General features: G+C 39.9%; 26 protein-coding genes and 1 tRNA gene. 4 read left to right on the top strand and 23 right to left on the bottom strand.

Annotated elements, in window-relative coordinates:
- Nucleotides 1–84 precede the first annotated feature (84 nt).
- A complete protein-coding gene (locus FERRO_RS05970) occupies nucleotides 85–780 on the bottom strand; it encodes an SDR family NAD(P)-dependent oxidoreductase (protein ID WP_056929984.1) in 696 nt (231 codons plus the stop codon).
- A gap of 53 nt (nucleotides 781–833) precedes the next feature.
- Between FERRO_RS05970 and FERRO_RS05965 the strand changes: the two genes are divergently transcribed.
- Nucleotides 834–1,085, top strand: coding sequence for a TIGR03643 family protein (locus tag FERRO_RS05965; protein WP_056929983.1), 252 nt, complete (start codon nucleotides 834–836; stop codon nucleotides 1,083–1,085).
- 175 nt (nucleotides 1,086–1,260) lie between these two features.
- Nucleotides 1,261–1,683 (top strand): CHRD domain-containing protein, encoded by a 423-nt coding sequence (locus FERRO_RS05960; protein WP_056929982.1) that lies wholly within the window; start codon nucleotides 1,261–1,263, stop codon nucleotides 1,681–1,683.
- A 120-nt stretch (nucleotides 1,684–1,803) separates the two neighbouring features.
- Here the strand turns inward: FERRO_RS05960 and FERRO_RS05955 are convergent, their stop codons facing one another.
- The 18 genes from FERRO_RS05955 to FERRO_RS05870 all read right to left on the bottom strand — a co-directional run bounded on the left by FERRO_RS05955 (nucleotide 1,804) and on the right by FERRO_RS05870 (nucleotide 19,143).
- On the bottom strand, nucleotides 1,804–2,724 hold the full coding sequence (locus FERRO_RS05955; RefSeq protein WP_056929981.1) for a response regulator: 921 nt from the start codon (nucleotides 2,722–2,724) through the stop codon (nucleotides 1,804–1,806).
- 2 nt (nucleotides 2,725–2,726) lie between these two features.
- Nucleotides 2,727–6,116 (bottom strand): hybrid sensor histidine kinase/response regulator, encoded by a 3,390-nt coding sequence (locus FERRO_RS05950; protein ID WP_056929980.1) that lies wholly within the window; start codon nucleotides 6,114–6,116, stop codon nucleotides 2,727–2,729.
- Nucleotides 6,113–6,724 (bottom strand): urease accessory protein UreG, encoded by a 612-nt coding sequence (ureG, locus tag FERRO_RS05945; RefSeq protein WP_056929979.1) that lies wholly within the window; start codon nucleotides 6,722–6,724, stop codon nucleotides 6,113–6,115. Before ureG ends, FERRO_RS05950 begins: the two co-directional genes overlap by 4 nt.
- On the bottom strand, nucleotides 6,721–7,416 hold the full coding sequence (locus tag FERRO_RS05940; protein WP_056929978.1) for an urease accessory protein UreF: 696 nt from the start codon (nucleotides 7,414–7,416) through the stop codon (nucleotides 6,721–6,723). The genes ureG and FERRO_RS05940 overlap by 4 nt, the downstream gene beginning before the upstream one ends.
- Nucleotides 7,403–7,897, bottom strand: a complete 495-nt coding sequence (ureE, locus tag FERRO_RS05935) for an urease accessory protein UreE (RefSeq protein ID WP_056929977.1) — start codon at nucleotides 7,895–7,897, stop codon at nucleotides 7,403–7,405. The genes FERRO_RS05940 and ureE overlap by 14 nt, the downstream gene beginning before the upstream one ends.
- A 10-nt stretch (nucleotides 7,898–7,907) precedes the next feature.
- The gene (gene ureC / locus FERRO_RS05930) at nucleotides 7,908–9,617 is read right to left on the bottom strand and encodes an urease subunit alpha (RefSeq protein ID WP_056929976.1); all 1,710 of its coding nucleotides are present in this window, start codon (nucleotides 9,615–9,617) and stop codon (nucleotides 7,908–7,910) included.
- Complete coding sequence (locus FERRO_RS05925; protein WP_056929975.1) at nucleotides 9,618–10,196, bottom strand: HupE/UreJ family protein; 579 nt, start codon at nucleotides 10,194–10,196, stop codon at nucleotides 9,618–9,620. It abuts the gene before it with no gap.
- Entirely contained in the window at nucleotides 10,193–10,501 is a 309-nt protein-coding gene (locus FERRO_RS05920; RefSeq protein WP_056929974.1) for an urease subunit beta, read from the bottom strand. The genes FERRO_RS05925 and FERRO_RS05920 overlap by 4 nt, the downstream gene beginning before the upstream one ends.
- 8 nt (nucleotides 10,502–10,509) lie before the next feature.
- Nucleotides 10,510–10,812, bottom strand: coding sequence for an urease subunit gamma (gene ureA, locus FERRO_RS05915; RefSeq protein WP_056929973.1), 303 nt, complete (start codon nucleotides 10,810–10,812; stop codon nucleotides 10,510–10,512).
- Between the two features lie 6 nt (nucleotides 10,813–10,818).
- Nucleotides 10,819–11,616, bottom strand: coding sequence for an urease accessory protein UreD (locus FERRO_RS05910; RefSeq protein ID WP_056929972.1), 798 nt, complete (start codon nucleotides 11,614–11,616; stop codon nucleotides 10,819–10,821).
- 97 nt (nucleotides 11,617–11,713) lie between these two features.
- Nucleotides 11,714–12,733, bottom strand: coding sequence for an aliphatic amidase (locus FERRO_RS05905; RefSeq protein WP_056929971.1), 1,020 nt, complete (start codon nucleotides 12,731–12,733; stop codon nucleotides 11,714–11,716).
- A 15-nt stretch (nucleotides 12,734–12,748) separates the two neighbouring features.
- The gene (locus FERRO_RS05900) at nucleotides 12,749–13,054 is read right to left on the bottom strand and encodes an FmdB family zinc ribbon protein (protein WP_056929970.1); all 306 of its coding nucleotides are present in this window, start codon (nucleotides 13,052–13,054) and stop codon (nucleotides 12,749–12,751) included.
- 6 nt (nucleotides 13,055–13,060) lie between these two features.
- Nucleotides 13,061–14,293 carry a formamidase gene (gene fmdA, locus FERRO_RS05895; RefSeq protein WP_056929969.1) on the bottom strand — a complete coding sequence of 411 codons (1,233 nt, stop codon included), beginning with the start codon at nucleotides 14,291–14,293 and terminating at the stop codon, nucleotides 13,061–13,063.
- 14 nt (nucleotides 14,294–14,307) lie between these two features.
- Nucleotides 14,308–14,997: an urea ABC transporter ATP-binding subunit UrtE gene (gene urtE, locus FERRO_RS05890; RefSeq protein WP_056930620.1), complete on the bottom strand. Its 690-nt coding sequence runs from the start codon at nucleotides 14,995–14,997 to the stop codon at nucleotides 14,308–14,310.
- A 22-nt stretch (nucleotides 14,998–15,019) separates the two neighbouring features.
- The gene (urtD, locus tag FERRO_RS05885; RefSeq protein ID WP_056929968.1) at nucleotides 15,020–15,757 is read right to left on the bottom strand and encodes an urea ABC transporter ATP-binding protein UrtD; all 738 of its coding nucleotides are present in this window, start codon (nucleotides 15,755–15,757) and stop codon (nucleotides 15,020–15,022) included.
- An 11-nt stretch (nucleotides 15,758–15,768) separates the two neighbouring features.
- A complete protein-coding gene (urtC, locus tag FERRO_RS05880; RefSeq protein ID WP_056929967.1) occupies nucleotides 15,769–16,896 on the bottom strand; it encodes an urea ABC transporter permease subunit UrtC in 1,128 nt (375 codons plus the stop codon).
- A 14-nt stretch (nucleotides 16,897–16,910) separates the two neighbouring features.
- The gene (gene urtB, locus FERRO_RS05875; protein ID WP_056929966.1) at nucleotides 16,911–17,834 is read right to left on the bottom strand and encodes an urea ABC transporter permease subunit UrtB; all 924 of its coding nucleotides are present in this window, start codon (nucleotides 17,832–17,834) and stop codon (nucleotides 16,911–16,913) included.
- Between the two features lie 79 nt (nucleotides 17,835–17,913).
- Nucleotides 17,914–19,143 carry a transporter substrate-binding protein gene (locus FERRO_RS05870; RefSeq protein ID WP_082601219.1) on the bottom strand — a complete coding sequence of 410 codons (1,230 nt, stop codon included), beginning with the start codon at nucleotides 19,141–19,143 and terminating at the stop codon, nucleotides 17,914–17,916.
- 278 nt (nucleotides 19,144–19,421) lie between these two features.
- Here FERRO_RS05870 and FERRO_RS05865 point away from each other — a divergent pair, with 278 nt between their 5' ends.
- Nucleotides 19,422–20,630 carry a hypothetical protein gene (locus tag FERRO_RS05865; RefSeq protein ID WP_056929965.1) on the top strand — a complete coding sequence of 403 codons (1,209 nt, stop codon included), beginning with the start codon at nucleotides 19,422–19,424 and terminating at the stop codon, nucleotides 20,628–20,630.
- A gap of 196 nt (nucleotides 20,631–20,826) precedes the next feature.
- Here the strand turns inward: FERRO_RS05865 and FERRO_RS05860 are convergent, their stop codons facing one another.
- The 3 genes from FERRO_RS05860 to gltX form a co-directional block, all read right to left on the bottom strand.
- Nucleotides 20,827–21,030 carry a cold-shock protein gene (locus FERRO_RS05860; protein WP_056929964.1) on the bottom strand — a complete coding sequence of 68 codons (204 nt, stop codon included), beginning with the start codon at nucleotides 21,028–21,030 and terminating at the stop codon, nucleotides 20,827–20,829.
- A gap of 852 nt (nucleotides 21,031–21,882) precedes the next feature.
- A tRNA-Ala gene (locus FERRO_RS05855) sits at nucleotides 21,883–21,958 on the bottom strand.
- Nucleotides 21,959–22,013: 55 nt separating this feature from the next.
- Nucleotides 22,014–23,393 carry a glutamate--tRNA ligase gene (gene gltX / locus FERRO_RS05850; RefSeq protein WP_056929963.1) on the bottom strand — a complete coding sequence of 460 codons (1,380 nt, stop codon included), beginning with the start codon at nucleotides 23,391–23,393 and terminating at the stop codon, nucleotides 22,014–22,016.
- An 82-nt stretch (nucleotides 23,394–23,475) separates the two neighbouring features.
- On the opposite strand from gltX, the gene FERRO_RS05845 reads away from it, so the two are divergent.
- Nucleotides 23,476–24,780 (top strand): replication-associated recombination protein A, encoded by a 1,305-nt coding sequence (locus tag FERRO_RS05845; RefSeq protein ID WP_056929962.1) that lies wholly within the window; start codon nucleotides 23,476–23,478, stop codon nucleotides 24,778–24,780.
- Here FERRO_RS05845 and FERRO_RS05840 read toward each other — a convergent pair whose 3' ends face one another.
- Nucleotides 24,781–26,391 carry a glucan biosynthesis protein gene (locus FERRO_RS05840; protein WP_056929961.1) on the bottom strand — a complete coding sequence of 537 codons (1,611 nt, stop codon included), beginning with the start codon at nucleotides 26,389–26,391 and terminating at the stop codon, nucleotides 24,781–24,783.
- Nucleotides 26,392–26,396 lie beyond the last annotated feature (5 nt).

Here is a 26,396-nt window from a genome sequence, read left to right as displayed (position 1 = left end):
GTAGCGATTATTATACGCCTAAATAATATAATAATCTGCTTTTTATCCGTTAATGTGCTTCCTGACCAAAACCATGTAACCTCTCTACCATGGCAGGTTTTCACCGCTATAACTTTTAAATGATCCGCTGTCTTCAAGGGACAGTGACAGTATAACCGACAAGATCTCTTGGGCAGCCTGGTCAGGATCTCTCCCTATTTCGTTGCCACGAAAAGGTTGAGAGAGGGGTGACTTCACCGTACCGGGGTGCATTGCAACGAGCGCCATGTTGGGCTGTGTTCTTTTTAACTCAATAGCGGCAGTTTTAATGAGCATATTCAAGGCCGCTTTGGAAGCACGGTAACTATACCAGCCCCCTAAGCGATTATCACTAATACTGCCTACCTTCGCGGACAAGCATACAAAAACTCCACCTCGGGGATCCATTAGTTGACTAAATTGCTGAATAGTTAAAGCAGGTCCAATGGTATTCACTAAAAACTGCTCTCTTAATTGAACTTCGTTAAGATCTTTGAGTCTTTTTTCAGGCATCCACTCTGATGTATGTAACACGCCAATGGTATTAATAATTAGCTGGAAAGGGGGTTGATATTTAAAATGGTCAAAAGCCGTAACAATTGTTTTGGGTTCTTGATAATCAATATTGGGAACAGTTTGTCGACTGAGCTCCAAAACTTCCTTACAGTCATGATGCTGTTGCAGAGTTTTAACGAAACTGTGTCCGAGGGTTCCTGATGAACCGATCACCAGTGCACGAAATGGCTGTGAAATGATTAACATAGTAATTTAATAGATTTGATTCATCAATTGTAAATTGTGTTTATCATAACTTAATGACTATGACAGAAGAAGAAATATCAAGAATAATTGAAATGGCATGGGAGGATCGAACCCCCTTTGAGGCCATTGAAAAACAATTCAATATGCCGGAGAAACAGGTCAAAGCGCTGATGCGGCAACAATTAAAGCAGAACTCCTACAAAATATGGCGAGAACGCGTTACCGGACGCAAAACAAAACATAAAAGCCTACGCTCTCCTGAAGTAACCCGTGCTTATTCTTCTACACAATACAAGCATAAGTAACTCATTCATTTCATTGCTCTATTAAAAAAATTCCTCTCTCTTCTTATTAAACAAATTCATAAAAATAATGTCAAAATTCACGTATAGTAAAATGATATGCATGGCATGAAGTTGCCTCAACACCTCTCTTGTTATCGAGTTTATTTGGTTTTTTAACTACAAAAAAGGAAATACTATGAAAATACATCTATCCATGATGAAGCTCATTGCAGGAATATTAATCAGCTTATGGACATTATCTGTATCTGCTCAAACCATCAAGATTCAACTTGAAGGAGCACAAGAAGTTCCTGCGGTGAGTACCCAAGCCTCAGGAATGGGCGAGTTCAACATAGATAAGGATGGAGCCATATCAGGGAGCGTCATCACGAAAAACATTAAGGGTACCATGGCACACGTCCATCTGGCCGCCAAAGGGAAAAATGGCCCGGTGATCATTAAGTTGACTAAAACCGATGAAAACACCTGGTCAATTCCAGCAGGAGCCTCCTTAACAAAAGAGCAAGTTGAAAGTTTCAAAAAAGGCGAGCTTTATGCAAACGTTCATAGTGCCAACCACAAATCCGGAGAAATTAGAGGGCAACTTCTGCCTCAGTAAAATCAGTTAAACACGTTGTTCACTATTGCAGTCATAGTACACCCCATTATAAAAAAATGGGGTGTACGCTTTCGATATTCCTACGAAGAATTAATAACACTCACGCAACGTTACAATAGTCTAATATTGAGTTAATAGATATCTCACGTTTTTATTACTCATCACTATATTTATAATCGCGTTTCTATTTTCCGCCTGAATTTTATCAAACAGATGTTCAACGTGTTTGTCCACAGTTCGATGGCTTGAGCCCAGTATAATACTGATTTCTTTGTTGGTTTTACCCTTTACCAACCAATATAACACTTCAGATTCTTTTAGAGTGATATCAAACTCTTTTTGTAAAAGCTCAATGGCCAGAGTTTCATTTTCTTCCCTAAGAGTCAAAATCAATTCGTGGCTTTGATCATAAAAACTTCTAATTTGACAAAATAATCGAGCACCATCTTTTTGACCGATGATAAATGGAGCATCCATATTATCCTTACTAAGATTGAATCCTTTTAAAAGTGCAAGCAGTTGATTTGCCCAGTTAACCTCTACCAAATCACAATATCTCTCTAATAACACACCAGTACGTTTACTTAACCAATTGACAGTATTTGATTTCGTATTAATAGAAATAGTCGCTAAATCCACTTGGTCTAAGAGATCTCTAATTTGAGTATTTTCCTTGGAGATTTTTAAATGTGCAGCAATTCTAACGAGCACTTCCTCAGGTTTGATGGGTTTGGTAATGTAATCCACTACACCACTGTTAAAAGCTTTTACAATATTTTCTGTTTCTGTTAAACCAGTCATAAAAATAATTGGCAAGGTACTGGTTAACGGATTTTTCTTAATTTCTAGTGCCACATCAAAACCATTCATCACCGGCATCATTGCGTCTAACAGAATGAGATCTGGAATGTTATGTTTAATGATATTAAAAGCAATCTCACCACTTGTCGCAACGAGTACGATATAGCCTGCCTCATCCAACGCATCATGCAATACTGCTAAATTTTCAGGGGTATCATCAATAACCAAAATAGTATGCATAATTACTCATTCATTTTCTTATCTAAAAAAAGACGTAACTCATCTAATTTAAACTGACTTGTTAATATTCTGGAGTAGTTAACAAAATCCCCATAAATAGGATCAGTATTTAAAATTTCATCTAAGGCTACCAAAATTCCTTTCCAGTAACCCGAATCCAAACAATTTTTGAGTTTTATTAGTAATACTAAGGGAGGACAAACAAAGTCTTTAGTTAACAGAGTAGGGATAGTGGGTTCAACCTCATGAATTTTCCAAGTCAAATTAAGTTTATTGCCTATAAATTGTAATAACTCGTCCATCACAACGGGTTTAATAAAAAAAGCATCGGTAGTAATACCATAATTGTTTTCTGTATTCACCTCGAAAGCGTTGGCCGATATAATTGCAATACTATTAGTGTAGTTCATTTTATACTTAAGCTGTCTGATGGTTTCCCAGCCATCAATCCCAGCCATGGCTAGATCCACAAAAACCAGATCCGGTGAGACATCCGCAACAACTGAGAGAGCCATTTCGCCACTTTCCGCCTCATACACATCAAACCCCAAGGGACTTAAAAAACTTTTTAATAATATTCTGTCAATTTCCTCATTATCGATCACTAGGATTTTTTTTCTGGCTCCCTCATAACCTATAATGATATTTTTATTAAAATCAATATTTGCATTTTGTGTAACGATTTGAGGTAAATATAATTTAATAGTAAATACTGTTCCAACATTTATCTCACTCATCACCGATATTTCTCCACCCATAATCCCTACTAGCATTTTGGTGATGGATAATCCCAACCCAGTCCCTCCCTCAAGCTCCGTTGAGATACCGCCCACACGAGAAAAAGGATCAAAGATTTTATCGATTTCCGTATGACTGATTCCAGGTCCTGTGTCCTCAATGATAAAAGTAGCTATATCACCCTGATATTTTGTTTTAAGCGATACCTTACCTTGTTTGGTAAATTTAATGGCATTACCTAGTACATTAATTAACACTTGTCTGATTCTCGAACTATCACCTTTGACCACAACAGGAAGATATGAAACGGAATTAAACTCAAACTTTAACTTCTTTTTGTACGCTTGCAATTCAAACATACTCACAATTTGTTGAATTAAATCCCTAAACTGAAAGTGAGTAATATTTAATTTCATTTTCCCACTTTCGATTCTGGCAATATCCATGGTCCCTTCAATCAAAGAAAGCAAATGTTCACCGCTTTTTCTAATGGTGGCGATCGCAGATCTTCTATTTTCTGGAATATTTTTATCCGTATCTAGAATCTGGGCGTAACCTAATATACTATTAAGGGGAGTCCTTAATTCATGACTAATGGACATAATGTAGCGACTCTTCGCCACATTCGCTAAATCAGCAACTTTAATCGCGTTTTGTAATAGTTGATCAGTTTTGGTATGAGATATGATTTCTTTGATTAACAGATCGGTTTGCGACTTGGCTTCTTCAAGTGCTACTTGTCGACTTCTGCTGACCAATACCAACCACCAAGAAACTATCCCAGTAATTAAGGTAATGGCAATAAATATTTTTGTATAAAATTCTTTAACAAATTCGGTGAAACCATAAAAACTTAATGTTGAGTCTTGATGGATATCTTGATAATAAAATAAAAAGAGTATTAGGGACAGTAACAAAGAAAACGACACAAAGAGTATCAAGTAATGCCCTACACCGGAGTTTAAAATGATGATAAATCTATCTGGTAAGTAACGAGCCAAGAAAATATTAAACTGATTAGAAATTTTAGCTGTAGGCTTACATTGGTCATGACATCTAACATCTAGCGTACAACACAGTGAACAGATGTTACCTTGGTAGGCTGGACAATCTGCCATATCTTGATGCTCAAATTTGTTTTCACAAACGATACACTTACAAGAAGTATCTTCTGCATGGGGGGCTTGACTACTGTCTCTCGCCAAATAGTATTGACCTTTACTCAAATAAGCCAACAAGGGTGTCAATATTAATGGAAGGACTAAGGCCACAATGATTGCATAAGGTTTATACTCTCTCCCTAACAATCCTGAATACATGATTATTGACAGGGTGGCTGTTAAAATAACGCTAAAAAAACCTACAGGATTAATATCATAGAGATACGCACGTCTAAACTCTATCCCCTTAGGAGATAGCCCCACTTGTTTATTGATAACAATATCAGCAAACACTGTCATGATCCAAGGAACAGCAATATTAGAAAACAGTCCTAATACACTATCCATTACTTGAATCAGATTTAATTCCATTAATAGTAACGCGATGACTATATTAAAGATTACCCAAACCACTCGACCAGGATGGCTATGTGTCAGACGGGAAAAAAAATTAGACCAAGCAAGTGACCCTGCATAGGCATTGGTTACATTAATTTTTAGCTGGGAGATTAATATTAATGCGGCAGATAACAGTAAAATTACCGTATAGTTTCTAAATATTTGTTGATAAATAATAAAATATAACACATTTGGATTAAGTGTTTGTTCCAACTCTAAACCAAGACGATAAGCAATATAAGCGAGTATTGCGCCACCAAAAATTTTAAACGAACTTAAAATAACCCACCCTGAGCCGCCGATTAGAACACCCATGTACCAGGTGTTTTTGTTCTCCGGTGTTTTGGACGGCATAAATCTTAAATAATCTGCCTGTTCGCCCATTTGTGCCAGTAAAGGCAAGACAACTGTCAAGGCTAAAAAGAACTTACTTATCTGAAATCCACCGGAATTATCAATGACCCCATTAAATCTCATAATATCTTCAAATAAGGCTGAGTTAGTTGAAAACAAATATAAATAAGGGAGAATAAGTAGAATAAGCCAAAAGGGTTGAGTTATGACTTGAAATTTACTAATAGAGGTGATGCCTTTTGCAACGATAGGTATAACAATTAGTGCACAAATTAGATAAGCCCAGGTCAGTTGAATATGCAGCACAATACTGAGTGCATAGGCCATAATTGCCGCTTCTAATGCAAAAAATATAAACGTAAAGGCTGCATAAATGAGAGAGGTAATGGTGGAACCCAAATAACCGAAGCCAGAACCTCGCGTTAAGAGGTCCATATCTAAGTTATATTTAGCTGAATAGTAGCCAATGGGTAAACTAACAATAAAAATAATCAATGCGGCTGACAAGATGGCGTAAAGTGTATTAACGCCACCATAATGGATTAACAGCGTAGCACCCAGTGCTTCCAGCACCATAAAAGAGGAGGTGCTAAAGGCAGTATTAGCAACTCTAAAAACACTCCATTTACGAAAGGATTTCGGCGTATATCTAAGAGCGTAATCCTCCATCGTCTCATCAGCAACCCACGTGTTGTAATCTCGACGAACATTAAATACTCCTAATCTGGAGTATTCGCTCATAACATACCTTTATCGACAATAAATTGAATCACTTTATCTAAACCTTGTTTTGTTTTTAAATTAGTAAACACATAGGGTTTATCTCCTCGCATCTTTTTTGCGTCATGATCCATGACTTCAAGAGAGGCTCCCACATAGGGTGCTAAATCAATTTTATTAATAATTAACAAATCTGATTTAGTAATACCTGGCCCTCCTTTTCTCGGGATTTTATCTCCAGCTGCCACGTCAATCACGTATAGCGTGAGATCAGACAGTTCGGGACTAAACGTTGCAGCCAGATTATCGCCTCCACTTTCAACAAACACCATGTCAAGATCAGGGAATTTATGACTTAAACGATCAATCGCTTCTAGGTTGATACTTGCATCTTCTCTAATGGCAGTATGTGGACAACCTCCTGTCTCAACCCCCATAATCCGACTGGGAGAGAGGGCTTGATTCCTGACTAAAAACTGCGCATCCTCTTCTGTGTAAATATCATTCGTTACCGCAGCAATATTATATTTGTCTCGAAAGGCTATACACAGCTCTAAAGTCAATGCTGTCTTACCGGATCCAACGGGCCCACCAATCCCAACCCGTAATAACTCTTTTGTTTGATTCATGACCGAAATAACCTCGTATATTGTGATTCATGACAGGAACTTGCAATGGCAAGACCTGGTAACACAGTCATAGGCGTTGCTTCAAATCGTCCGTCTCGATGACTATTCATTTGTATAATGAGAAGCCCCATCAACTTCATTAAAATTCGTTGACCAGCACTTTGACCAAGGGGTATAACTTTGACGCCCACCATCACTAGATTTTCAAGCCAACTCCAAAGGTATCCCTTTTGTGCAATATCCGCACTGAGCTGACAATGAAAACTGAGAAAAGCCCAAACCATTGGATAACATAAAGAATGTTGATCTAAACCCATTTTCTTGACATCCATTTGCGTTATATCAGGGACTAACTTTAATAATGAATAGCCCATCTGAATGGTTTCTGCTCTGAGCTCACTGGTTTCTCTAGAGGAAAGAAACAAATTATTTATGTCCAAGAATTGAGTAATATTGTTGTTTTCAATCGCTTCAAATGCCTGCCGAAAAAAAACTAAATCACAGCGGTATTGAGAAAACAAAAACATATCTGATAACCAGGTGACAAATGAAGGCTCGTCATGGACAACATGATTATCCACCCACCACTCAAGAGTCTGTGAGTAGCTAAATCCCCCGGTGGGTAAACTTGGACTAACAATATGTAATAACTTAAATAAGGCAAGGTCTTCATTTAAGTCACTGCATTTCATGAATTCTCGCCCCTCTTCCTATGCCGTCTGTGCTGTGACCATGAGAATGGCCCACATGTTTACCATAAGCACCTGATTCGGGTTCAAAGGGTATATGCGCTTCCTCCACCTGTAACCCTAATCGATTGACCATTTCTGCAAGAACATGATCTCTTTGAAAAAGTAGTCGATCACTTCTTATTTCAACTGGAATATGCCTATTACCAAGATGATAGGCGGCTCGAGCGAGTAGATTCATATCAGTTGTTAAGGCAACCGTTAATAGTTCCGGGGCACCCAGCACCTCTATGATACGTTCATCATTAGTGAGAAGTTTATCCCCTCCACGTAACACGGTTCCTCTTTCTAAAAAAAGTCCGACCTCTTCACCACTTTCTAACTGAGTTAATAGACGATTTTTACAGCGTAGTTCAAAGGGTAGCACTAAAAAACCGTCAATAGGATGTGAGTCTGAGTGTATTTTTTTTTCAATAACAAGCATCGTTAACTCCCTAAAAAAGAAAATATCTTTGCGCCAAAGGGAGTTCATCAAAGGGCTCACACACTAAAGGGAGCCCATCCGCACACACTAAATACGTTTCAGGATCCACGGTAATCACCGGGGTTGCATTATTCAAGATCATGTCTTGTTTGGTCACTTGTCTCGTATTCTTCACTGCAACCAAGCGTTTTTCTAAGCCTAACGATTTTAGCTCTTCCGTAGCCATTGACACTTGTGACACGAAAGTAACGCTATTTAACCATACACTTTTACCATAGGCGCCAAACATAGGTCGATAATGCACAGGTTGTGGCGTTGGAATAGAGGCGTTAGGATCACCCATCACTGAATAGGCGATAACTCCTCCCTTTAGAATCTGAAGGGGTTTTACACCAAAAAAACTTGGCTTCCATAGAATAATATCAGCTAACTTATTCTCCTCTAAGGTCCCCACCTCATGACTGATACCATGAGAAATAGCTGGATTGATGGTATATTTTGCGATGTACCTTTTTACTCTATAATTATCATGACCTTCATTGTCCTCTGGTAATGGGCCACGCTGACATTTCATTTTGTGTGCTGTTTGCCAAGTTCTAATAATCACCTCTCCCACTCTCCCCATGGCCTGAGAATCTGATGACATCATGGAGAAAACACCCATGTCATGCAGTATATCTTCTGCAGCAATAGTTTCCCGTCTAATCCGAGATTCTGCAAAAGCCACATCCTCTGCTATGGATGAGTCCAAATGGTGACATACCATCAGCATATCCAGGTGCTCATCAATAGTATTGACTGTATAAGGTCTAGTTGGATTAGTAGATGACGGTAAAACGTTATTCAGACCAGCTGCTTTAATAATATCAGGAGCATGACCACCTCCTGCACCTTCAGTATGAAAAGTATGTATAGTTCTATTTTTAAAAGCAGCAATAGTGGTTTCCACAAAACCTGATTCATTTAAGGTATCAGTATGTATTGCCACCTGAATATCATACTGATCTGCCACGGTCAGACAATTATCTATTGCCGCAGGCGTGCTACCCCAATCTTCGTGAAGTTTCAAACCAATAGCTCCAGCTTTAATTTGCTCTAGCAAAGGCTCTGGTTTGGAAACATTACCTTTTCCCATAAACCCCAAATTCATAGGAAAGGAGTCTGCTGCTTTTAACATATTATGAATATGCCAAGGTCCTGGAGTACAGGTTGTGGCAAAGGTCCCTGTAGCAGGTCCTGTCCCACCACCTAACATTGTCGTGATACCCGAGCATAGAGCCTCTTCAATTTGTTGTGGACAGATAAAATGGATATGAGAGTCAATGCCTCCGGCGGTAATAATCAAGCCCTCACCCGCAATGATTTCAGTTGCTCCGCCTATTGGAATAGTCACATTGGGTTGAATATCAGGATTTCCAGCTTTACCAATTCTCCATATACGTCCATCCTTAATTCCAAGATCAGCTTTGATGACTCCCAATATAGGATCAATGATCACGGGATTGGTAATCACCGTATCAGCCACATCTTTTGCCGTTAATTGAGATTGGCCCATGCCGTCACGAATAACTTTGCCACCACCAAATTTTACTTCTTCACCATACGTGGTGAGATCCTTTTCTATTTCTATAAACAGTTCTGTATCCGCTAAACGTATCCGATCCCCGGTAGTGGGACCAAACATTTCAGCGTAAGCTTTTCGATCCATTTTTTGAGTCATTTAACTCTCCATCATCAAACCAATCGCGGATAAGAAAAGAATATATCCGGTATTTCTTTTAAGTTGGGATTGTGTATGAATTTTCTTCCCAAACAAGAAACCCAAACAAAATATGATTGAACTTGAAATTAAAAATCCTAAAATGAACTCGGTAGGATGTGCTAAGCGAGGGACTTCCATACCATGCGCTACGCCGTGACCTAAAGCAAAGGACGACGTTAATATTAATTGAGTCATCCAATTGGTATCGGATCTCCTAATAATAAAACAACCCGTCATAGCAATTGATAAAGCAATATAAATATCAGGATTAATGTGTAAATTAAAAGTAATCCCTATCACCCCCCCTACAAGAAGCCCTGTAAGGTAGATCACAAAAAACCATATTCCTTTTTTATTGGCTCTGAGCGCTGCCCATGCCCCCATTCCAAGCATCCCTAATATATGATCTATGCCAGTAAAAGGATGAACTATACCTCCCAGAAAACCCTGGCCATGGCCCGGATGAGCAAAAGCAATTTCTGGAATAAACAATAACGTACAGAGTAGTACAGATACATATTTAAATAAATTAATCATTTCAACTCACCTTGAATTTTTCCCTGAAAACCAAAAATGTTTCTTAAACCTGCGATCTCTACCAGCTCTACTTTTCTACTCTGCCCTGGCTCAAATCTGACAGCAGTACCTGCCGGAATATTTAATCTCATCCCCTTTGCTAATTCACGATCAAATAATAGACACATATTAGTTTCATAAAAATGATAATGAGAGCCCACTTGAACAGGTCTATCTCCTGAATTAACCACCTGAAGAGAGGAGGTAACACGACCTTCATTAATCATAATATTTTCATCACATAAAATATATTCGCCTGGAATCATATGCATCCTTAGATAATTGGTTGGTGGACGGTGACCAATTTAGTGCCATCTGGAAATGTCGCTTCAACTTGCACGTCAGGAATAAGCTCAGGGATCCCCTCCATGACATCATTTCTTGATAATAAAGTGGTCCCAAAACTCATTAGTTCCGCCACGGTTTTTCCCTCTCGAGCTCCCTCCATAATGGCAGCCGTCAAATAGGCAACCGCTTCGGGATAATTCAGTTTTAGCCCCTTTGCCAACCGTCGTTCCGCTAATAAGGATGCTGTAAAGATTAATAATTTATCTTTTTCTCTTGGGGTTAAGTCCATTTACTGTCATGTCCTCCAAATTCTGGGGCTATTAGGTTGCCCCACAGATAAGATTGGCCTTAAAAACTGCCATAAAGTAATAAAATAATTTTTTGCGCTTTCTGATGAATCCCCCAAATATCTTGCAAATAATATGCCATTATTGAGTGTCAGCCCCACAAAAGACTCTTTCTCCTCTGCCACCAGTTGGCGGCACTCAATCATTAATTCAGGAGTTAATAATGGGTGATAAACCATAAACGTAGCCCATACGGATTTCTTTGCCATTCCTACCGGAGAATTCATAAAAGAATCCGTACCCAGAAAGAAACCCTGTTCATTTAATAACCATTTATCCTCAAGCTTTATTCTATACCGAGTACTTAATTCACCCTGTTTAAAGGTTTCATTTGATAATCTCCTCCCAAAGCAGTTTATATCCCAAGTAAAAAAAATAGAGTTCTTTGTTAATTCAACAGAGGTGGTGATCGTTGATTTTGTGTTATCAAAAAAAATATTCTCTTGGGGTAACCATTCTAAAGTTGATTCTTCAGATAACCTTATGAAAATATCTTGCTTGGCACTGAGTCCTGCGGACTTATACCATTTTGTAGCTCCAGGTTGCGTCGCCAAAACATGTGCTCCCTGCTGAACATCAAGAGAAATAGTAAGACTATCCCCTCCAGCCACACCACCTGGGGGATGCAATAAAATTACATGACATATTTTGTCCCCCTCTGGATAGAGTGTTTTTTGAATCCTCAATGGCCCATAATGACGTTTCGATAACAATCTTGATTTATTCTGAGCAAAATCAAAACTCAAATAAAGTGCTGCTTTCCACCCTTCGGACTTAACCTCTGGATCATTAATTAATGGAAAAAAGTTGTTATAAATATGATCCAGAGTGTCTTCCTCAAGATTAGTTAGGAATACCTGGAATTGGACATTCCTTTGTTCCAGGCGTATTTCGGGTTAATAGCTCTACAGTTTCTTTGGTTTTAATTGGATCATTAACCCAGTTTTTATAAAAATCATAGGGGCATTCTGCTACGCCGTTAACGTTCTCGCCAGAGTTAATTTTTCCCGTATACCCTCTATGAAGAAGTTTATACAAATGATTCTCAGATTGTCCGTTTTTTCTAAAATCACGAATTAAACTCTTAGAGAGCGCAGCATATTGAACACCATTTTCCTCTTCACCACATTCGCCTAAAGTTCTTCCATCAAAGCCAATGATCGCAGAATGTCCGAAATATGAATAGACTCCGTCAAAGCCTGCCGCATTGGCCACAGCGACATAAGTATTATTAGCAAAAGCCATTGCTTTTGAAATAAGGATTTGTTGCTCTTTAGCAGGATACATATACCCCTGACAACGGATAATTAACTCTGCCCCCTTCATCGCGCAATCTCTCCAAATTTCAGGATAATTGCCGTCATCACATATAATCAAACTGATTTTCAAACCTTTTGGTCCTTCAGAAACATAGGTTTTATCGCCAGGATACCACCCCTCAATGGGCGTCCAAGGCATAATTTTTCTGTATTTTTGTACAATTTCACCTTGATTATTCATTAAAATCAGAGTGTTGTAGGGCGCTTTATGTGGATGGCCCTCATGTTGTTCTCCTGTTAGCGAAAATACTCCCCATACATTTGCCGCTCTACAGGCTTCAGCAAAAATAGCAGTTTCAGCTCCCGGTACCGTGGCAGCAGTGTCATACATTTCTTTAGAATCATACATAATTCCATGGGTACTGTATTCCGGAAAAATCACGAGGTCTAAACCAGGCAAACCAGTTTTCATACCTTTTACCACATTGGCAATATTGTGTGCATTGGCTAAAACCTCCTCTTTAGTATGTAAACGAGGCATTTTATAGTTGACGACTGCAACACCCACTGTATCGTTACTGCTAGAAATATCTCCGTGTATCATTTTAGTTTCCTTTATTTAATGACTAATCATCCAAGGTCTTTTGTTAGCAAAAGCCTTAGGTGCTTTTTCTGATGTTGAAGTACTGCAACAAGAACAACCCGAACCATGGGATTTTAGTTTTGGTTCATGGGCGGATCGCTCATTGATTTGCATGGCTTGACGCCTTTCAATTGGCATATCTACTAATTGTGGAGCATAGAGAATCTGTCTTACAGCCCCTCCTCCACATTCAGGACAAGACTGTGGTTCATTTCGATGACTTATTTTTAACATCAATTCAAAAGAACCACATTGTGTACAATAAAAATCATAAGTAGGCATAACACGCTATTCCTTATCAAAAGAAATGGGCATAGTTGCCCCACCATTAATAAATATAGTAGGACCTAAAGCATTCGGTTTAATATCAAATTCAAAAATATCTGTAGGTAACCAAAGCGTAGCGCATGAATTAGGAATATCCACTACCCCACTAATATGACCTTGAACGGGGGCCGTACCTAAAATTGAATAGGCTTGAGATGGACTATAACCAAACTTTGTTAAGTACTCTATAGCGTTTAAACAGGCCTGTTGATAAGCCACATTCACATCTAAATAATACTGTTTACCAGAGTTATCTACAGAAATACCCTCGAATATCAAATAGTCCTTGTAGTTAGGTGTAATAGGACTGGGCTGAAAAATTGGGTTCTTAATACCGTATTTCTCCATTCCCCCTTTGATTAACTCAACTTTCATATGTACCCAACCCGCCATTTCAATAGCACCACAAAAGGTAATTTCACCGTCACCTTGACTGAAATGTAGATCGCCTACGGATAAGCCAGCGCCTTTGACATAAACTGGAAAAAATATTTTAGAACCACGTGATAAATCTTTAATATCACAATTTCCACCGTGTTCTCTGGGTGGTACCGTTCTGGCTCCGGTCATGGCTGCTGCAGCCTTGGCGTCACCCGTTAATTTACCCATATGGGCTGTAGAGGGAAAAGGAGGATTGGCTAAAGGAGGGACTCTCTGCGGATTGGTATCAATTAACGCTTGTTCACGTGAATTCCATTGTTCGAGTAAATCATGGCTGGGTAAACAGCCAATTAATCCAGGGTGAATTAAGCCAGCATAATTTACACCAGGAACATGTCGACTTTTAGTAAACATGCCTTGTATATCCCAAATTGATTTTTGGGCATGGGGGAAAAATTCCGTTAAAAAACCACCGCCGTTGTTTTTTGAAAAGAACCCATTAAATCCCCATAAACTCTCTTGTTTTGCCCCAATGTCAAGTAGGTCCACTACCAATAGATCCCCCGGCTCAGCGCCTTCCACGCCTACTGGTCCGGACAGAAAATGTACAATGGATAAATCAATGTCTCTCACATCATCAGCAGAGTCGTCATTTTTAATAAAACCACCCGTCCAATCATAGGTCTCTAAGATAAAATCATGACCTGGCTTAACCCAACAGGCCATGGGAATATCCGGATGCCAACGATTGTGGATGTTCTCATTGTTATAAGGTGACTCTTTTAAATCAACTTTAATTAATGTATCGGTCATAACTGTCTCCTAAATTAAACTGATAAATATGAACTAATGATTTTTTCATCTACATTGGATGCAACATTTTGATAAACAAACTTACCTTTTTCTATGACACAAAAACGGTCAGCAATCTCCATTGTGAAACTTAATACTTGCTCGGACACCACAATGGTCAATTCTTTTAATTTACGTATTTCTTTAAGAGTTTTAGCGATATCTTTAATAATGGAAGGTTGAATACCCTCCGTGGGTTCATCAAGCAATAACACTTTTGGATTGGTGGCTAGCGCACGGGCAATAGCCAACTGCTGTTGTTGTCCGCCTGACAAATTACCTCCTTTTCGTTTTTGCATATCATACAAAACAGGAAATAATGCATAGATATCATCAGGAACTTTTCCATCATATTCAGAGGAGAGGCCAGTTTGAATATTTTCTAGTACTGTCATATTTGAAAATATCATTCTTCCTTGTGGTACATACGCTATACCATTTTTCACGCGACTAAAGGTTTCCATTGTTGATAGGGACACCCCATCAACAACTACTTCACCTGACATGGTTGGAATAACTCCCATTAAGGTTTTAAATAAAGTGGTTTTACCCATTCCATTACGACCCATTATTGCCACGATTTCTTGTTTATTAATATCTAAAGAAATATCACTAATCACCTTACTCTGAGCATATCCAGAATTGAGATTTTTAATAGAAAACATAGGTGTTAACATGGTTTTATCCTCAATGACCTAAATAAACTTCAATAACTTTTGGGTTCGATTGAATCGACTCCATATTTCCCTCTGCCAGCAATTTTCCTTGATGTAAGACAGTGACTTTATGAGCAATACGTTTCACAAACTCCATATCGTGTTCAATGACTATGAGAGAGCGTCCCTGTGCTATTTTTTTTAATAACTCTGCAGTTTTTTCACGCTCAACCACACTCATTCCCGCCACAGGTTCGTCTAACATCAGTAACTCTGGATCCTGTATTAACAACATGCCTATTTCAAGCCATTGTTTTTGACCATGACTCAATAGCCCTGCTTGCATATTCAACAAATCATTCAAGAAAATCATTTCAGCGATTTCTGATATTTTGTTCTCTACAATACTGTCCCTTTTGAACAGTAGGGCTCCTAATACATCTCTCCCTTTGGGATAAGAAATCTCAAGATTTTCAAATACAGTTAAGTTCTCATAGATAGAAGGAGTTTGAAATTTTCTTCCTACGCCTAGCTGGACTAATTTGTATTCAGGTAACTGTGTTAACTCCTTGTCTTTGAATTTAATTGATCCTGAACTGGCTTTTGTTTTTCCACATATCAAATCTAATACAGTGGTTTTTCCAGCACCATTGGGGCCAATAATGACTCTTAATTCATTTTCTTCAACATATAAATTTAAGTCATCTACCGCCTTGAATCCATCAAATGAAACGGTTAAGCCTTCTATTGCAAGTGAAATTTTTGACATAATTATTCCATTTAGCTAATTGATGAACCAGTGACTGTTTTTTTTGCCCAGAATTTATTCATGAGTTTGTTTTTAACCATTGGCCAGTACTTGAGATATAGTCCTGATAACCCTTCAGGAAAAAACATAACGACTCCAATAAAGAGGGCTCCCATAAAAAATAGCCATAATGTTGGGAAGGATTCAGAAAAGAGAGTTTTGCCATAGTTCACCACTAAAGCTCCATACACCGCACCGATAAGAGACATACGTCCCCCTATGGCTGCAAATATCACCATTTCAATAGACGGGACAATGCCGATTATTGAAGGCGACATAAATCCCACCTGCAAGGTGAACATGGCCCCCCCAATAGAGGAGATAACTGCGGCTAAAGCAAACGCAAAGATTTTAAAATTCGCCACGTCATAACCTGAAAAACGAACTCGGTCTTCTTTATCCCTTAATGCCAATAACAATCTGCCTAGTTTTGTTGAGGTCACATACTTACATAGAACAATACATAAAATTAATAAACCACCATTGATGAAGTAGAGAATATATTTGGCAAAATCACTGTTGATATTCCAACCATGTAAAGTTTTCAAATCCGTAATGCCATTAATTCCCCCTGTGAATCCTTGTTGACCCACCACAAGAATTGTCACAATGGCCGCAATGGCTTGTGTAATGATTGAAAAATACACCCCACTCACTCTGCGTTTAAACATAGAGGTACCAATCAAAGTGGCAATAATGATTGGAATCACGATAATCGCCACAATTGTAAAAAGAAGACTATGAAACGGAATCCAAAAGCTAGGAAGTTGTGTGATTTGATTCCAATCCATGAAGTCGGGGATACCTGGTGTGGTCTGATGTGAAGTACTCACAGGATCAGAGGCCTCTAGTTTGAGATACATGGCCATACAATAGCCACCAATCCCGAAAAAGATCCCTTGTCCCAAACTCAAAATACCCCCGTATCCCCAGAGCATAACAAGACCGATTGATGTAAACGCAAAGGTGAGATACTTACCTACTAAATTTAATCTAAATATATCCAGACCAAGTGGGAATACAACAAAGATAATAATCCCGATAATGATTAGGTCTACCGATGATTTGTTTTTTATTAGACGACTAACAAATGTTTGCATGGTTATCTCTCCGGTTATCGTCTGACTTTGTTACGCATCAGACCTTCAGGTCTAATCATTAATATGACAATAATGGTCAATAAAGTAACTACTTTTCCCATTGCATTAGTCATAAAGAAAGTGAGTATTGATTGCGCCTGAGCAATTGAGAAGGCGGAGGCCACAGTACCCAGTAAACTGGCCGCACCACCAAATACCACCACAAGGAAAGTATCTACAATATATAAAGAGCCGCTTGTGGGACTGGTAGAAGCAATGGTTGTAAAACAAGCCCCAGCAATCCCTGCTATACCACACCCCATAGCAAAAGTTATACGGTCAATCATTTTTGTATTAATACCCACAGCACCTGCCATGATTCTATTTTGAGTCGTGGCCCGTACTTTTAATCCCCACTGAGATTTAAATAGAAATAATCCTACTGCTATACACACCAGTAATGACATGATTAGTACGAAAATACCATTGAGGGGAATGTCTATAGAATCTGTTGGCTTCCAAGAACCCATCAGCCAATCGGGTAAATCAGCACTTACCTCTCTGCCTCCAAATATGGATCTAAATAATTGTTGCATAATGAGACTCAACCCCCAGGTAGCAAGCAATGTATCAAGAGGCCTTTTATATAAATGTCGTATTAAGACATATTCCACCAAATAACCAATAGCAAAAGCCAGGCAAAAAGCAACGCCAATAGCAATAAGGAAATAATAGGGTTTCAATGATGGCAAATAATGGTTAGTTAATGATGAAGTCAGATAAATGGTATAGGCACCAATGGTCATAAACTCACCATGCGCCATATTAATGACCCCCATTTGCCCAAAAATGATTGCCAGACCAAGAGCCATTAGCAGTAGAACACTAAACATGCTTAGCCCTGAAAAGCCTTGCATAATCAATATCGATGACATATCAGATAATGAATAACCACCCATTTCAATTCTCCTATTTTCCAAGACTCTGTACCGGGGTGTATCCTATTTGTAATACACCCCATCCAGAACTACACGCTCACTAGTAACCTTTTGGGAAAGGGTTGGGGATAATATAATCAGAGGTATAAACAATATCTGCTTGACCATCCTTACGCCATTCACCAATTCTCAATTTTGATTTCAAGTGATGATTGGGCATCAAATACACCATGCCCTCTGGCGCATCTAAACTAATCTTTCCAGATTCTTCAGCTTTAACCACTTTGTCTGTTTCAAAACTGCCAGCCATCTCAACAGCTTTCTTCCATAACCAGGGCCCCTCGTAGGCAGCTTGTGTGACGTCCCCAATAGGAGCATTAGCACCCCATCTTTTATGAAATTCACTAACAAACTTTTTGTTTTCAGGAGTATCTAGAGTTTCGAAATATTTAAAGGCAGAATAAAATCCAGCCACGTTGTCACCACCAATGCCATCCACTTCATCTTCTGAGGTAGACAAAGTTAATAGAGTCTGTTTATTACCCGTGACACCGGAGGCCTTTAATTGTTTATAGAAAGAGACGTTAGATCCACCCACCACAGCGGCATAAATAACATCTGGTTTTTTTAGTTTTATCTTGTTGATGGTTGATCCAAATTGTGTACTACCCAGCGCAGCGTACTCTTCTCCAACAATTTTTCCATGAAGAACTCGTTCAATATATTCTCTGGCTAATTTCATTGTAGTACGTGGCCAGATATAATCGGAACCAACCAAATAGAAGGTTTTTGCATGTTTGGTTTTAGCCAGCCAATCAAGACTTGCAAATACCTGTTGTGTTGCTTCTTGACCTGTATAAACAACATTTTTAGATTGCTCTAATCCCTCATAAAAAGTTGGATAATAAAGTAAGCCGTTATCTCTTTCTAGAACGGGTAAAACAGCTTTTCTTGAGGCAGAAGTCCAACAACCCATAATTGCAGCCACATGATCTGACTCCAATAATTTTTTTGCTTTTTCAGCAAAGGTAGGCCAATCTGACGCCCCATCTTCGTAAATGTATTTAATTTTTCTGCCTAGTACACCTCCCGAGGCATTGATTTGTTCAATCGCTAAAATCTCGGCTTCTCTTGCGCCCGTTTCGGAAATAGCCATGGTGCCTGAAGAGGAGTGAAGTATACCTATAGTGACCTCTTTGTCAGTCACAGCCATATTTGAAGCGGCTTTAGCACTGACTGCGCCAAGACAAAGGGTAGATAAAAACAAACCAATTACTGATTTGGAAAATAGAACTTTTGAATACTTCTTTCTTACGTTGGATTTATGCATTTGCTTCCCCTTAACAATGATTAGTGATTGGTACATGTCCAATCATATTTTTAAAAGGGCATTGCCTAAATACGTTTTCTTACTTATGTTGCAGTACGTAATAACACGTATTTTAAAAAGAGAGAGGCTGGAGGTTGTTGAAATGTCACTATGGTTCTTACTTAGTAAGTAAGTTTACGTAGCTGTTTTGATTACACATCGTAGAGTTACGTATGTTGGTTTAGATCAGTTTTTCCTAAGATGAAATTGTAATAAATTAATTCACTAAGGAGAAATACATGCGTAAAAAGAACGTAACACAAAAGAGCCTGGGTCTTATTGGTGTGGCATCGTTAGTTTCAATTTTAAGTATGAATGCTAATGCTGGGGCAACCATAAACTTTGGTGACAATCAGTCCGTTGATATTGGTTTGGGTATTCGAACTTCTTTTGACAGTAACAATGTTCCCGGAGTAGCCAACTCAAAATCTTTTAATGTAGATAATTTACGTTTATATACCAATTTTAAATTTTCAGACTTAATTAAAGCTACTTTTAATACTGAATATAACAGTAGTCTTAATAGTATTTCATTATTAGATGCTTTTGTTCAATTTGAACCCGCCCAGGCATACAACTTATGGCTAGGTCGTCTACTGCCTGCCGCCGACCGTGCTGATATGGAAGGCCCATTTTACATTACCACTTGGCTCTATCCAGGCGTTTCTTCTGTGTATAAGGAACAATATCTAGATGGTCGAGATCAAGGGGCTACATTTTGGGGAATCGTTGGCAATGACCGACTCACTTATGCAGTGGGTGCCTATCAAGGTATGGGGAAAAATGGAGCAGTGGGTAATCAATACCAGGGTGGAGGCGGTAGTAGCGACTTTATGTTCACAGGTCGACTAAATTACAACTTCTGGGATACTAAAGTTGATCCTGCTTATTTCGCCAGCAGTACCTACTGGGGAAAACATGATGTATTAGCAGTAGGACTTGCGGGTATGACACAAAATAACGGGACCTTATCGGCTACCTCAACCGCTAATTATTCCGCCTATAACATTGATGTGTTAATGGAAAAAAGAATATCAGGCGGTGGGGCTATCACTCTTGCTGGCGCAGCCTACAAAGTTGATACTTCAAATACTTTAGCTAACTATAGCGGATGCTCACCAACAGGTGGCGGAGCAGTTGCTGGAGGATGTTGGGGTGGACCTACCTACCAAGGACACTCTTATGTTGCCTCGATTGCTTATCTGTTCCCAGCGAAATTAGGTTATGGAAAATTACAACCTTATTTTCAGCATCAAGACTTCACACCTGATGCTTTTGATACTGGGATTCTTGCTGGACAAACCGTACGAACTGTACAAAACGAGCTTGGTATTAACTACGTTATAAAAGGCTATGATGCCAAATTAACTGCAGCTTACACCAATACTGTTCAAGCAGGCAGTTCTGCTTCAAGCGGTTTTATATTAGGCACACAATTTCAATTCTAATCGTTTAATCACTCAATAAGCTCATTACCTAATTGATCTCCCACAATTAACGTAGTGAGCTTTTTTTATTAGAAAAAAAGTATTAAATATGATTGAGGGATTAATATCTTGATACTGGCGATAGCCAGTTTTTTTTATTTCATTTATTAAATGAGTGACTTACTTAGAAATCACCCATTTATTATTACCGTTGCAATTAAGCGCTACGGATGTTTGCTGCTTGCTGTCCTTTTGCACCAGGTACCACATCAAAAGAAACACGTTGTCCTTCAGTTAATGTTTTGAAACCTGAGCTTTGAATTGCGGAAAAATGGGCAAACAAATCTTCACCGCCATCTTCCGGAGTAATGAAACCAAAACCTTTTGAATCGTTGAACCACTTTACAGTACCTAATGCCATTTCTTAAAACTCCAATTAAATAATAAAATGGGGATATTGACCCCTTAAGGCGAAGGTCAAGACAGCAAAACAATTAGGAAAAAATACCGTAAAACTAGGTAACAACCGAACAGCTAAGACATAACTTGAATATCGCAGTAATCATTATCCACTTCTTTAACAAAAAAACAAGAAATATTTTAAATAATTGTGGAGATTGTATAATTTGTCCGAGGTGGTAGCTAACGGCCTGTTTAACCCGATAAAGGTTGGCGATTTCCTTAATACTCGTGACTGACATCGCTACTGCTTTGGATATGGGCCTCGGCCAAGACAACAAGATCGCTCAACTGACGCAATTTGCTCCAGACTTCCCTGAAAGCATGACCTAAAGACGTATCAAGGTGCGCACCAGTTGATTAAACCATAATAAGCTTATCCTACACCTACCACGATCAACATAACATGCTGAAAGCGATGGGTGACAGTTACGGGCAGCATCACGCTGATCCCGGCCTCCCTGAGGGTGATGATTTCCGTGTAAATGCCGAGAAGGCTCAAGGTCTGCTGCTTGTCGTTGAACCGGTAGTTGAGTCAGCGCCCCTTGCTCCCTAAAAGGAAAACCAATAGGAACAACCCCTACTCATTCGATAACTTGAGATTCTTGACCATCGCCTTATCATTGTGAATGACGGTGTCCGTGAGCAATTTGTTGGTTACTCCCCTGCCGGATAATGCAATGACCAACAAAGTTATTAATAATTTTGAGAGTATGTCAAAAGATGGCCAGAACTGACCATACCCGAATAAACGTTCTAACCTTTTATTTATTTGAACATTTTACGCGAGGCAATGTGGCGTGAAAAGAAAAAATGGTGGAGATAAGCGGGATCGAACCGCTGACCTCTTGCATGCCATGCAAGCGCTCTCCCAGCTGAGCTATACCCCCGGTCACATTACTCAATCATTATAAAATGTTCAGGCCTTTATTACAAATGATTCTTTTATAGCTCACACAGAGCCATACGAGCTAAAACTTCCTCACGACCTATCAAATATAAGGTTTGATCAATAGAGGGGGTTTGCGTTTGACCGCAAACTATCACTCGCAATGGAATAGCGATTTGTGGCATTTTAATAGCCAACTCCTTAATGGTTTGTTTTAGGCACTCATTAATATCGCTCACCGTCCAGTCGACAAACTGAATCAATTCTTTAAATCGCTTTACTGAAGCTAGGTTTTGTTCAGTTAAATGTAATTGACGCAACTCCTCAGAAACATGAATTCGTTGATAAAAATATAACGCCGCATCAGCCAATTCGGGAATAAGAGTGACACGCGACTTTAATAATGCTATCACTTGTATCATATCTGGCCCCCCTTCAATGGATACTCCCCGCTCATCGAGAACTTTTTTCAGTAATAGAGCAATATCCGTATCATCAGCTTGTTTTAAGTACTGCTGATTTAGCCAATCTAATTTTTCTGTATTAAAGCGTGCAGGGGAACGACTAATATGAGCCAAATCAAACCATTCTATAAATTGTTCCTGGCTAAACATTTCCTCATCACCATGGGACCAGCCAAGGCGTGAGAGATAATTCATTAAGGCCTGTGGCAAATAACCCTCGTCCCTATATTGGGTCACACTCACTGCGCCATGGCGTTTTGACAAACGCTCGCCATCTGATCCTAAAATCATTGGAACATGAGCAAAATGGGGAATAGAGGCGCCCAGTGCTTGCATAATATTAATTTGCCGAGGGGTATTATTAACGTGATCATCGCCTCTGATCACATGGGTGATTCCCATATCCAAATCATCTACCACCACCCCAAAATTATAGGTTGGTACGCCGTCAGCACGCATAATCACCAAGTCATCTAGCTCACTGTTAGCAACCGTAATGGGTCCTTTGACTAAATCATTAAAAGTCACTTCTCCTGTAAGGGGCGTTTTAAAGCGAATTACAGGTTTCACCCCAACTGGAGGCGTGTCTTGGCTATCACGCCAACGTCCATCATAACGGGGTTTCTCCCCCCTCTCCCTTTGAGCGGCACGCATTACCTCAATCTCTTCTTTAGAGGTATAACAATAATAAGCATGTCCTGCTGTCAGTAATTGATCCACCACCTCTTGATAACGTGACAATCGTTTCATTTGATAAAAGGGACCCTCATCATAATCAATCCCTAACCATTGCAGCCCCTCCAATATCGCTTGGGTAGACGCCTCAGTGGAGCGTTCAAGGTCAGTATCCTCAATGCGTAAAATAAACTGTCCCCCATGATGACGAGCAAAGGCCCATGAAAACAGAGCAGTTCGGGCACCGCCAATATGAAGATATCCTGTAGGGCTGGGTGCAAAACGAGTACGAATCATAACGATATTTACCAAGAGTAAGGAATAATGCTCTATTGTATCGGAGGCTGATAGATTTCGTCAGTCATGCGATAATATTTTCATGAAAACCACCCACATCCCGCTGGCAGAACAACTCAGACCGCACCTCATTACTGAGGTGATTGGTCAACAACATTTATTAGGTCCTCAAGGGCCACTGCGTCTAGCCTTTGAGACCAAACAACTCCATTCCATGATTTTATGGGGACCGCCTGGGGTAGGTAAAACCACCTTAGCTAAGCTCTATGCTGAGCATATGGCGGGACACTTTATCGCTCTCTCTGCAGTGTTAGCTGGCGTAAAGGATATTCGTGAGGCAGTCGCGAATGCACAACAAATCCTCCAAACGAATGGCAAAAGAACTCTGTTGTTTATTGACGAAATCCATCACTTTAATAAATCACAACAAGATGCTCTCTTGCCTCATGTGGAATCCGGACTGATTACTTTTATTGGCGCCACCACAGAAAATCCCTCCTTTGAGGTCAATTCTGCCCTCTTATCCCGTGCTCGTGTCTATGTGCTCAATGCGTTGAATACAGAGGAGCTCTCTACGCTCTTTGAGCGCGCTCGCTCAAAATATGATTTTTATGTAACCCTAGATACTGAAGCAAAAACCACTTTACTGGATAGCGCTGACGGGGATGGACGGCGACTCATCAACTTAACTGAACAGATACTAAACTTTGCTCAACATCGCCAACAACCCTCCATAACTCTTGCCGATCTGAAACCACTTTTATTAAATGCCTTACGGCGTTTTGATAAAGGTGGAGAACAGTTTTACGATCAAATATCTGCTCTTCACAAATCAGTTCGAGGTTCGGATCCAGATGCTGCACTCTACTGGTTTTGTCGGATGATGGATGGCGGAGCGGATAGACAATACCTCATGAGACGCATTATCCGCATGGCCTGGGAAGACGTGGGTCTTGCCGATCCCCGTGCCATTCAACTGGCCCTTGATGCCGCCCAAACCTATGAGCGCTTGGGTCCGCCGGAGGGGGAGTTAGCGCTGGCACAAGCACTCATATACTTAGCTGTGGCACCCAAATCCAACGCGGGGTATCAGGCCTTTAATCAAGCCAAGGCTTTTGTTCAACAAGATAGCACCCGCGAAGTTCCTCTTCATTTACGTAATGCTCCAACACAGTTAATGAAAGAGTTGGGTTACGGTAAAACCTACCGCTACGCCCATGATGAACCAGAGGCTTATGCCGCTGGAGAGAGTTATTTCCCTGAGGGATTAAAAAAACCTCACTGGTACCAACCCACTGAACGTGGCTTAGAGCAAAAAATCAAAGAAAAACTCAGACATTTAAAAGCCTTGGATGAAGACTTTTTGAAACAACAAAAAAAACAGTAATTAGCTCACTAAATACTGATACATCCAAGTCTCAGAGAGAACGCTTCCCTGGAACTTAAGTGTTAAGCGAAGCTCCACCGGATTGATAATTTTTTCCTGAGGCAAGATCAAATCAAAAATAACACGCCATTGATGGGGTTCAGCATTAGGGACTCTTTCAACATAGATCAGATCAAAACGTCCCTTTGATGTCCACAAATCTGCAAATGGATCAGTATGTTGAGGCAGAATATTAAAAATATCCCCATGAAATTCCACCATAAATTTATGTGCCTCAGGTGGGCGTTTAACGCCAGGCTCACCGCCGCGGCCAATACTGGTTCGGTAAACTTGAGCCAAGGGAAGCGGAAAAGGATAGTTGGCTTGCCAATACAAGCGATAATGCAGATGATAGGATTGTCCCCTCAACGCTTTCTCTTGAGGGACCCACATCACCACCATATTGTCATAAAGCTCCTCTGAAGTATGGAGTTCAACGAGTTCCACTGAGCCCTGATGCCAGTTGCCTAAGGGTTCAACCCACAAACTGGGGCGTTTTTCATAATGTACCGCGTCTTGGTATTCGCTGAAGTGACGCTCACGTTGCATCAAGCCATATCCTTTTGGGTGACTGTCGTTAAAGGAAGAAACTTGAATTCCTGTGGGGTTATTTAAGGGTCGCCATAGATGCTCGTCCTTACCCGTCCACATCATTAAGCCATCGGAGTCGTGTACTGCTGGACGCCAGTCTTCAGCGGTTTTTTTGTCTTTTTCAGAAAACCAATACATAGAGGTGATGGGAGCCAAACCCAAACGCTGTACATCTTGTCTGAGGAACAGGTGATGCTCAATCTCCATCACCACCTCATGATGTCGTGTTAAAGTGAAACGATATGCCCCAGCGATACTGGGTCCGTCAAGGAGGGCATATATCACCATCCTATTGCTTCCCTCTTTAGGTGGGACAAAATAGAAATGGGTAAAATCCGGAAATTCCTCGGTGACACCATCCACTACAACGTTAATGGCAACTCCCCTCGCCGATAGCCCATATTGGTATTCATCACCAATAGCCCTGAAATACGAGGCACCAAGAAAAGCTGCCCAGTCGTTATCACGCCAATTGAGATGTGGGTTGCCCGCCAATCGACTTTCTTGAATCCTAAAGCCAGCGAATGCGGCTGGCGGGCCCAAACGATGAGCAGGATTATTCTCTGGCATCTTAAATAAGTCAGAGTGATAGATGATTTCTTGAGCTTGGGTAGTCTCCTCATCACTGTTTAACACAAACATGCGCACGGGGACTCTAAAAAAACGGCCTTGATGAAAAAAAGAAATAGAAAACTCTCCAGGGCCATTCGCAAACAACGCGTGATCGGTATCAAATTGAATTTGCCCATGGTGTTCCCAGTCAATCTCATCGAGCACTTTAGAGTCAGGTCTGTGTGGCGCCTCATAGGCACTATGGGCTAAAACTTTAGCCTGTTCAATTAACTTCGCATAAGAAAAATCAAAGCTCTTCCCGGTGTTTTGGTTGATAACGCTAGCTAAGGTATTTTGACTAAAAGAAATTCCAGTGCTGGCAGCAAAAACACTCATCATGGATAAAAATTGTCGACGTGAAATACTCATTTTAA

Source organism: Ferrovum sp. JA12 (assembly GCF_001431705.1).
Classification (GTDB): Bacteria; Pseudomonadota; Gammaproteobacteria; order Burkholderiales; family Ferrovaceae; genus PN-J185.
Note: the sequence above shows the minus strand (reverse complement) of the source record. Positions and strands in the feature narration are given on the sequence as shown.

Excerpts from the sequence above, each read along its gene's own strand:
- FERRO_RS05970 (WP_056929984.1), bottom strand. The coding sequence starts at position 780 with ATGTTAATCATTTCACAGCCATTTCGTGCACTGGTGATCGGTTCATCA.
- FERRO_RS05965 (WP_056929983.1), top strand. The coding sequence starts at position 834 with ATGACTATGACAGAAGAAGAAATATCAAGAATAATTGAAATGGCATGG.
- FERRO_RS05960 (WP_056929982.1), top strand. The coding sequence starts at position 1,261 with ATGAAAATACATCTATCCATGATGAAGCTCATTGCAGGAATATTAATC.
- FERRO_RS05955 (WP_056929981.1), bottom strand. The coding sequence starts at position 2,724 with ATGCATACTATTTTGGTTATTGATGATACCCCTGAAAATTTAGCAGTA.
- FERRO_RS05950 (WP_056929980.1), bottom strand. The coding sequence starts at position 6,116 with ATGAGCGAATACTCCAGATTAGGAGTATTTAATGTTCGTCGAGATTAC.
- ureG (WP_056929979.1), bottom strand. The coding sequence starts at position 6,724 with ATGAATCAAACAAAAGAGTTATTACGGGTTGGGATTGGTGGGCCCGTT.
- FERRO_RS05940 (WP_056929978.1), bottom strand. The coding sequence starts at position 7,416 with ATGAAATGCAGTGACTTAAATGAAGACCTTGCCTTATTTAAGTTATTA.
- ureE (WP_056929977.1), bottom strand. The coding sequence starts at position 7,897 with ATGCTTGTTATTGAAAAAAAAATACACTCAGACTCACATCCTATTGAC.
- ureC (WP_056929976.1), bottom strand. The coding sequence starts at position 9,617 with ATGACTCAAAAAATGGATCGAAAAGCTTACGCTGAAATGTTTGGTCCC.
- FERRO_RS05925 (WP_056929975.1), bottom strand. The coding sequence starts at position 10,196 with ATGATTAATTTATTTAAATATGTATCTGTACTACTCTGTACGTTATTG.
- FERRO_RS05920 (WP_056929974.1), bottom strand. The coding sequence starts at position 10,501 with ATGATTCCAGGCGAATATATTTTATGTGATGAAAATATTATGATTAAT.
- ureA (WP_056929973.1), bottom strand. The coding sequence starts at position 10,812 with ATGGACTTAACCCCAAGAGAAAAAGATAAATTATTAATCTTTACAGCA.
- FERRO_RS05905 (WP_056929971.1), bottom strand. The coding sequence starts at position 12,733 with ATGATACACGGAGATATTTCTAGCAGTAACGATACAGTGGGTGTTGCA.
- FERRO_RS05900 (WP_056929970.1), bottom strand. The coding sequence starts at position 13,054 with ATGCCTACTTATGATTTTTATTGTACACAATGTGGTTCTTTTGAATTG.
- fmdA (WP_056929969.1), bottom strand. The coding sequence starts at position 14,293 with ATGACCGATACATTAATTAAAGTTGATTTAAAAGAGTCACCTTATAAC.
- urtE (WP_056930620.1), bottom strand. The coding sequence starts at position 14,997 with ATGTTTTCTATTAAAAATCTCAATTCTGGATATGCTCAGAGTAAGGTG.
- urtD (WP_056929968.1), bottom strand. The coding sequence starts at position 15,757 with ATGTCAAAAATTTCACTTGCAATAGAAGGCTTAACCGTTTCATTTGAT.
- urtC (WP_056929967.1), bottom strand. The coding sequence starts at position 16,896 with ATGCAAACATTTGTTAGTCGTCTAATAAAAAACAAATCATCGGTAGAC.
- urtB (WP_056929966.1), bottom strand. The coding sequence starts at position 17,834 with ATGGGTGGTTATTCATTATCTGATATGTCATCGATATTGATTATGCAA.
- FERRO_RS05870 (WP_082601219.1), bottom strand. The coding sequence starts at position 19,143 with ATGCATAAATCCAACGTAAGAAAGAAGTATTCAAAAGTTCTATTTTCC.
- FERRO_RS05865 (WP_056929965.1), top strand. The coding sequence starts at position 19,422 with ATGCGTAAAAAGAACGTAACACAAAAGAGCCTGGGTCTTATTGGTGTG.
- FERRO_RS05860 (WP_056929964.1), bottom strand. The coding sequence starts at position 21,030 with ATGGCATTAGGTACTGTAAAGTGGTTCAACGATTCAAAAGGTTTTGGT.
- gltX (WP_056929963.1), bottom strand. The coding sequence starts at position 23,393 with ATGATTCGTACTCGTTTTGCACCCAGCCCTACAGGATATCTTCATATT.
- FERRO_RS05845 (WP_056929962.1), top strand. The coding sequence starts at position 23,476 with ATGAAAACCACCCACATCCCGCTGGCAGAACAACTCAGACCGCACCTC.
- FERRO_RS05840 (WP_056929961.1), bottom strand. The coding sequence starts at position 26,391 with ATGAGTATTTCACGTCGACAATTTTTATCCATGATGAGTGTTTTTGCT.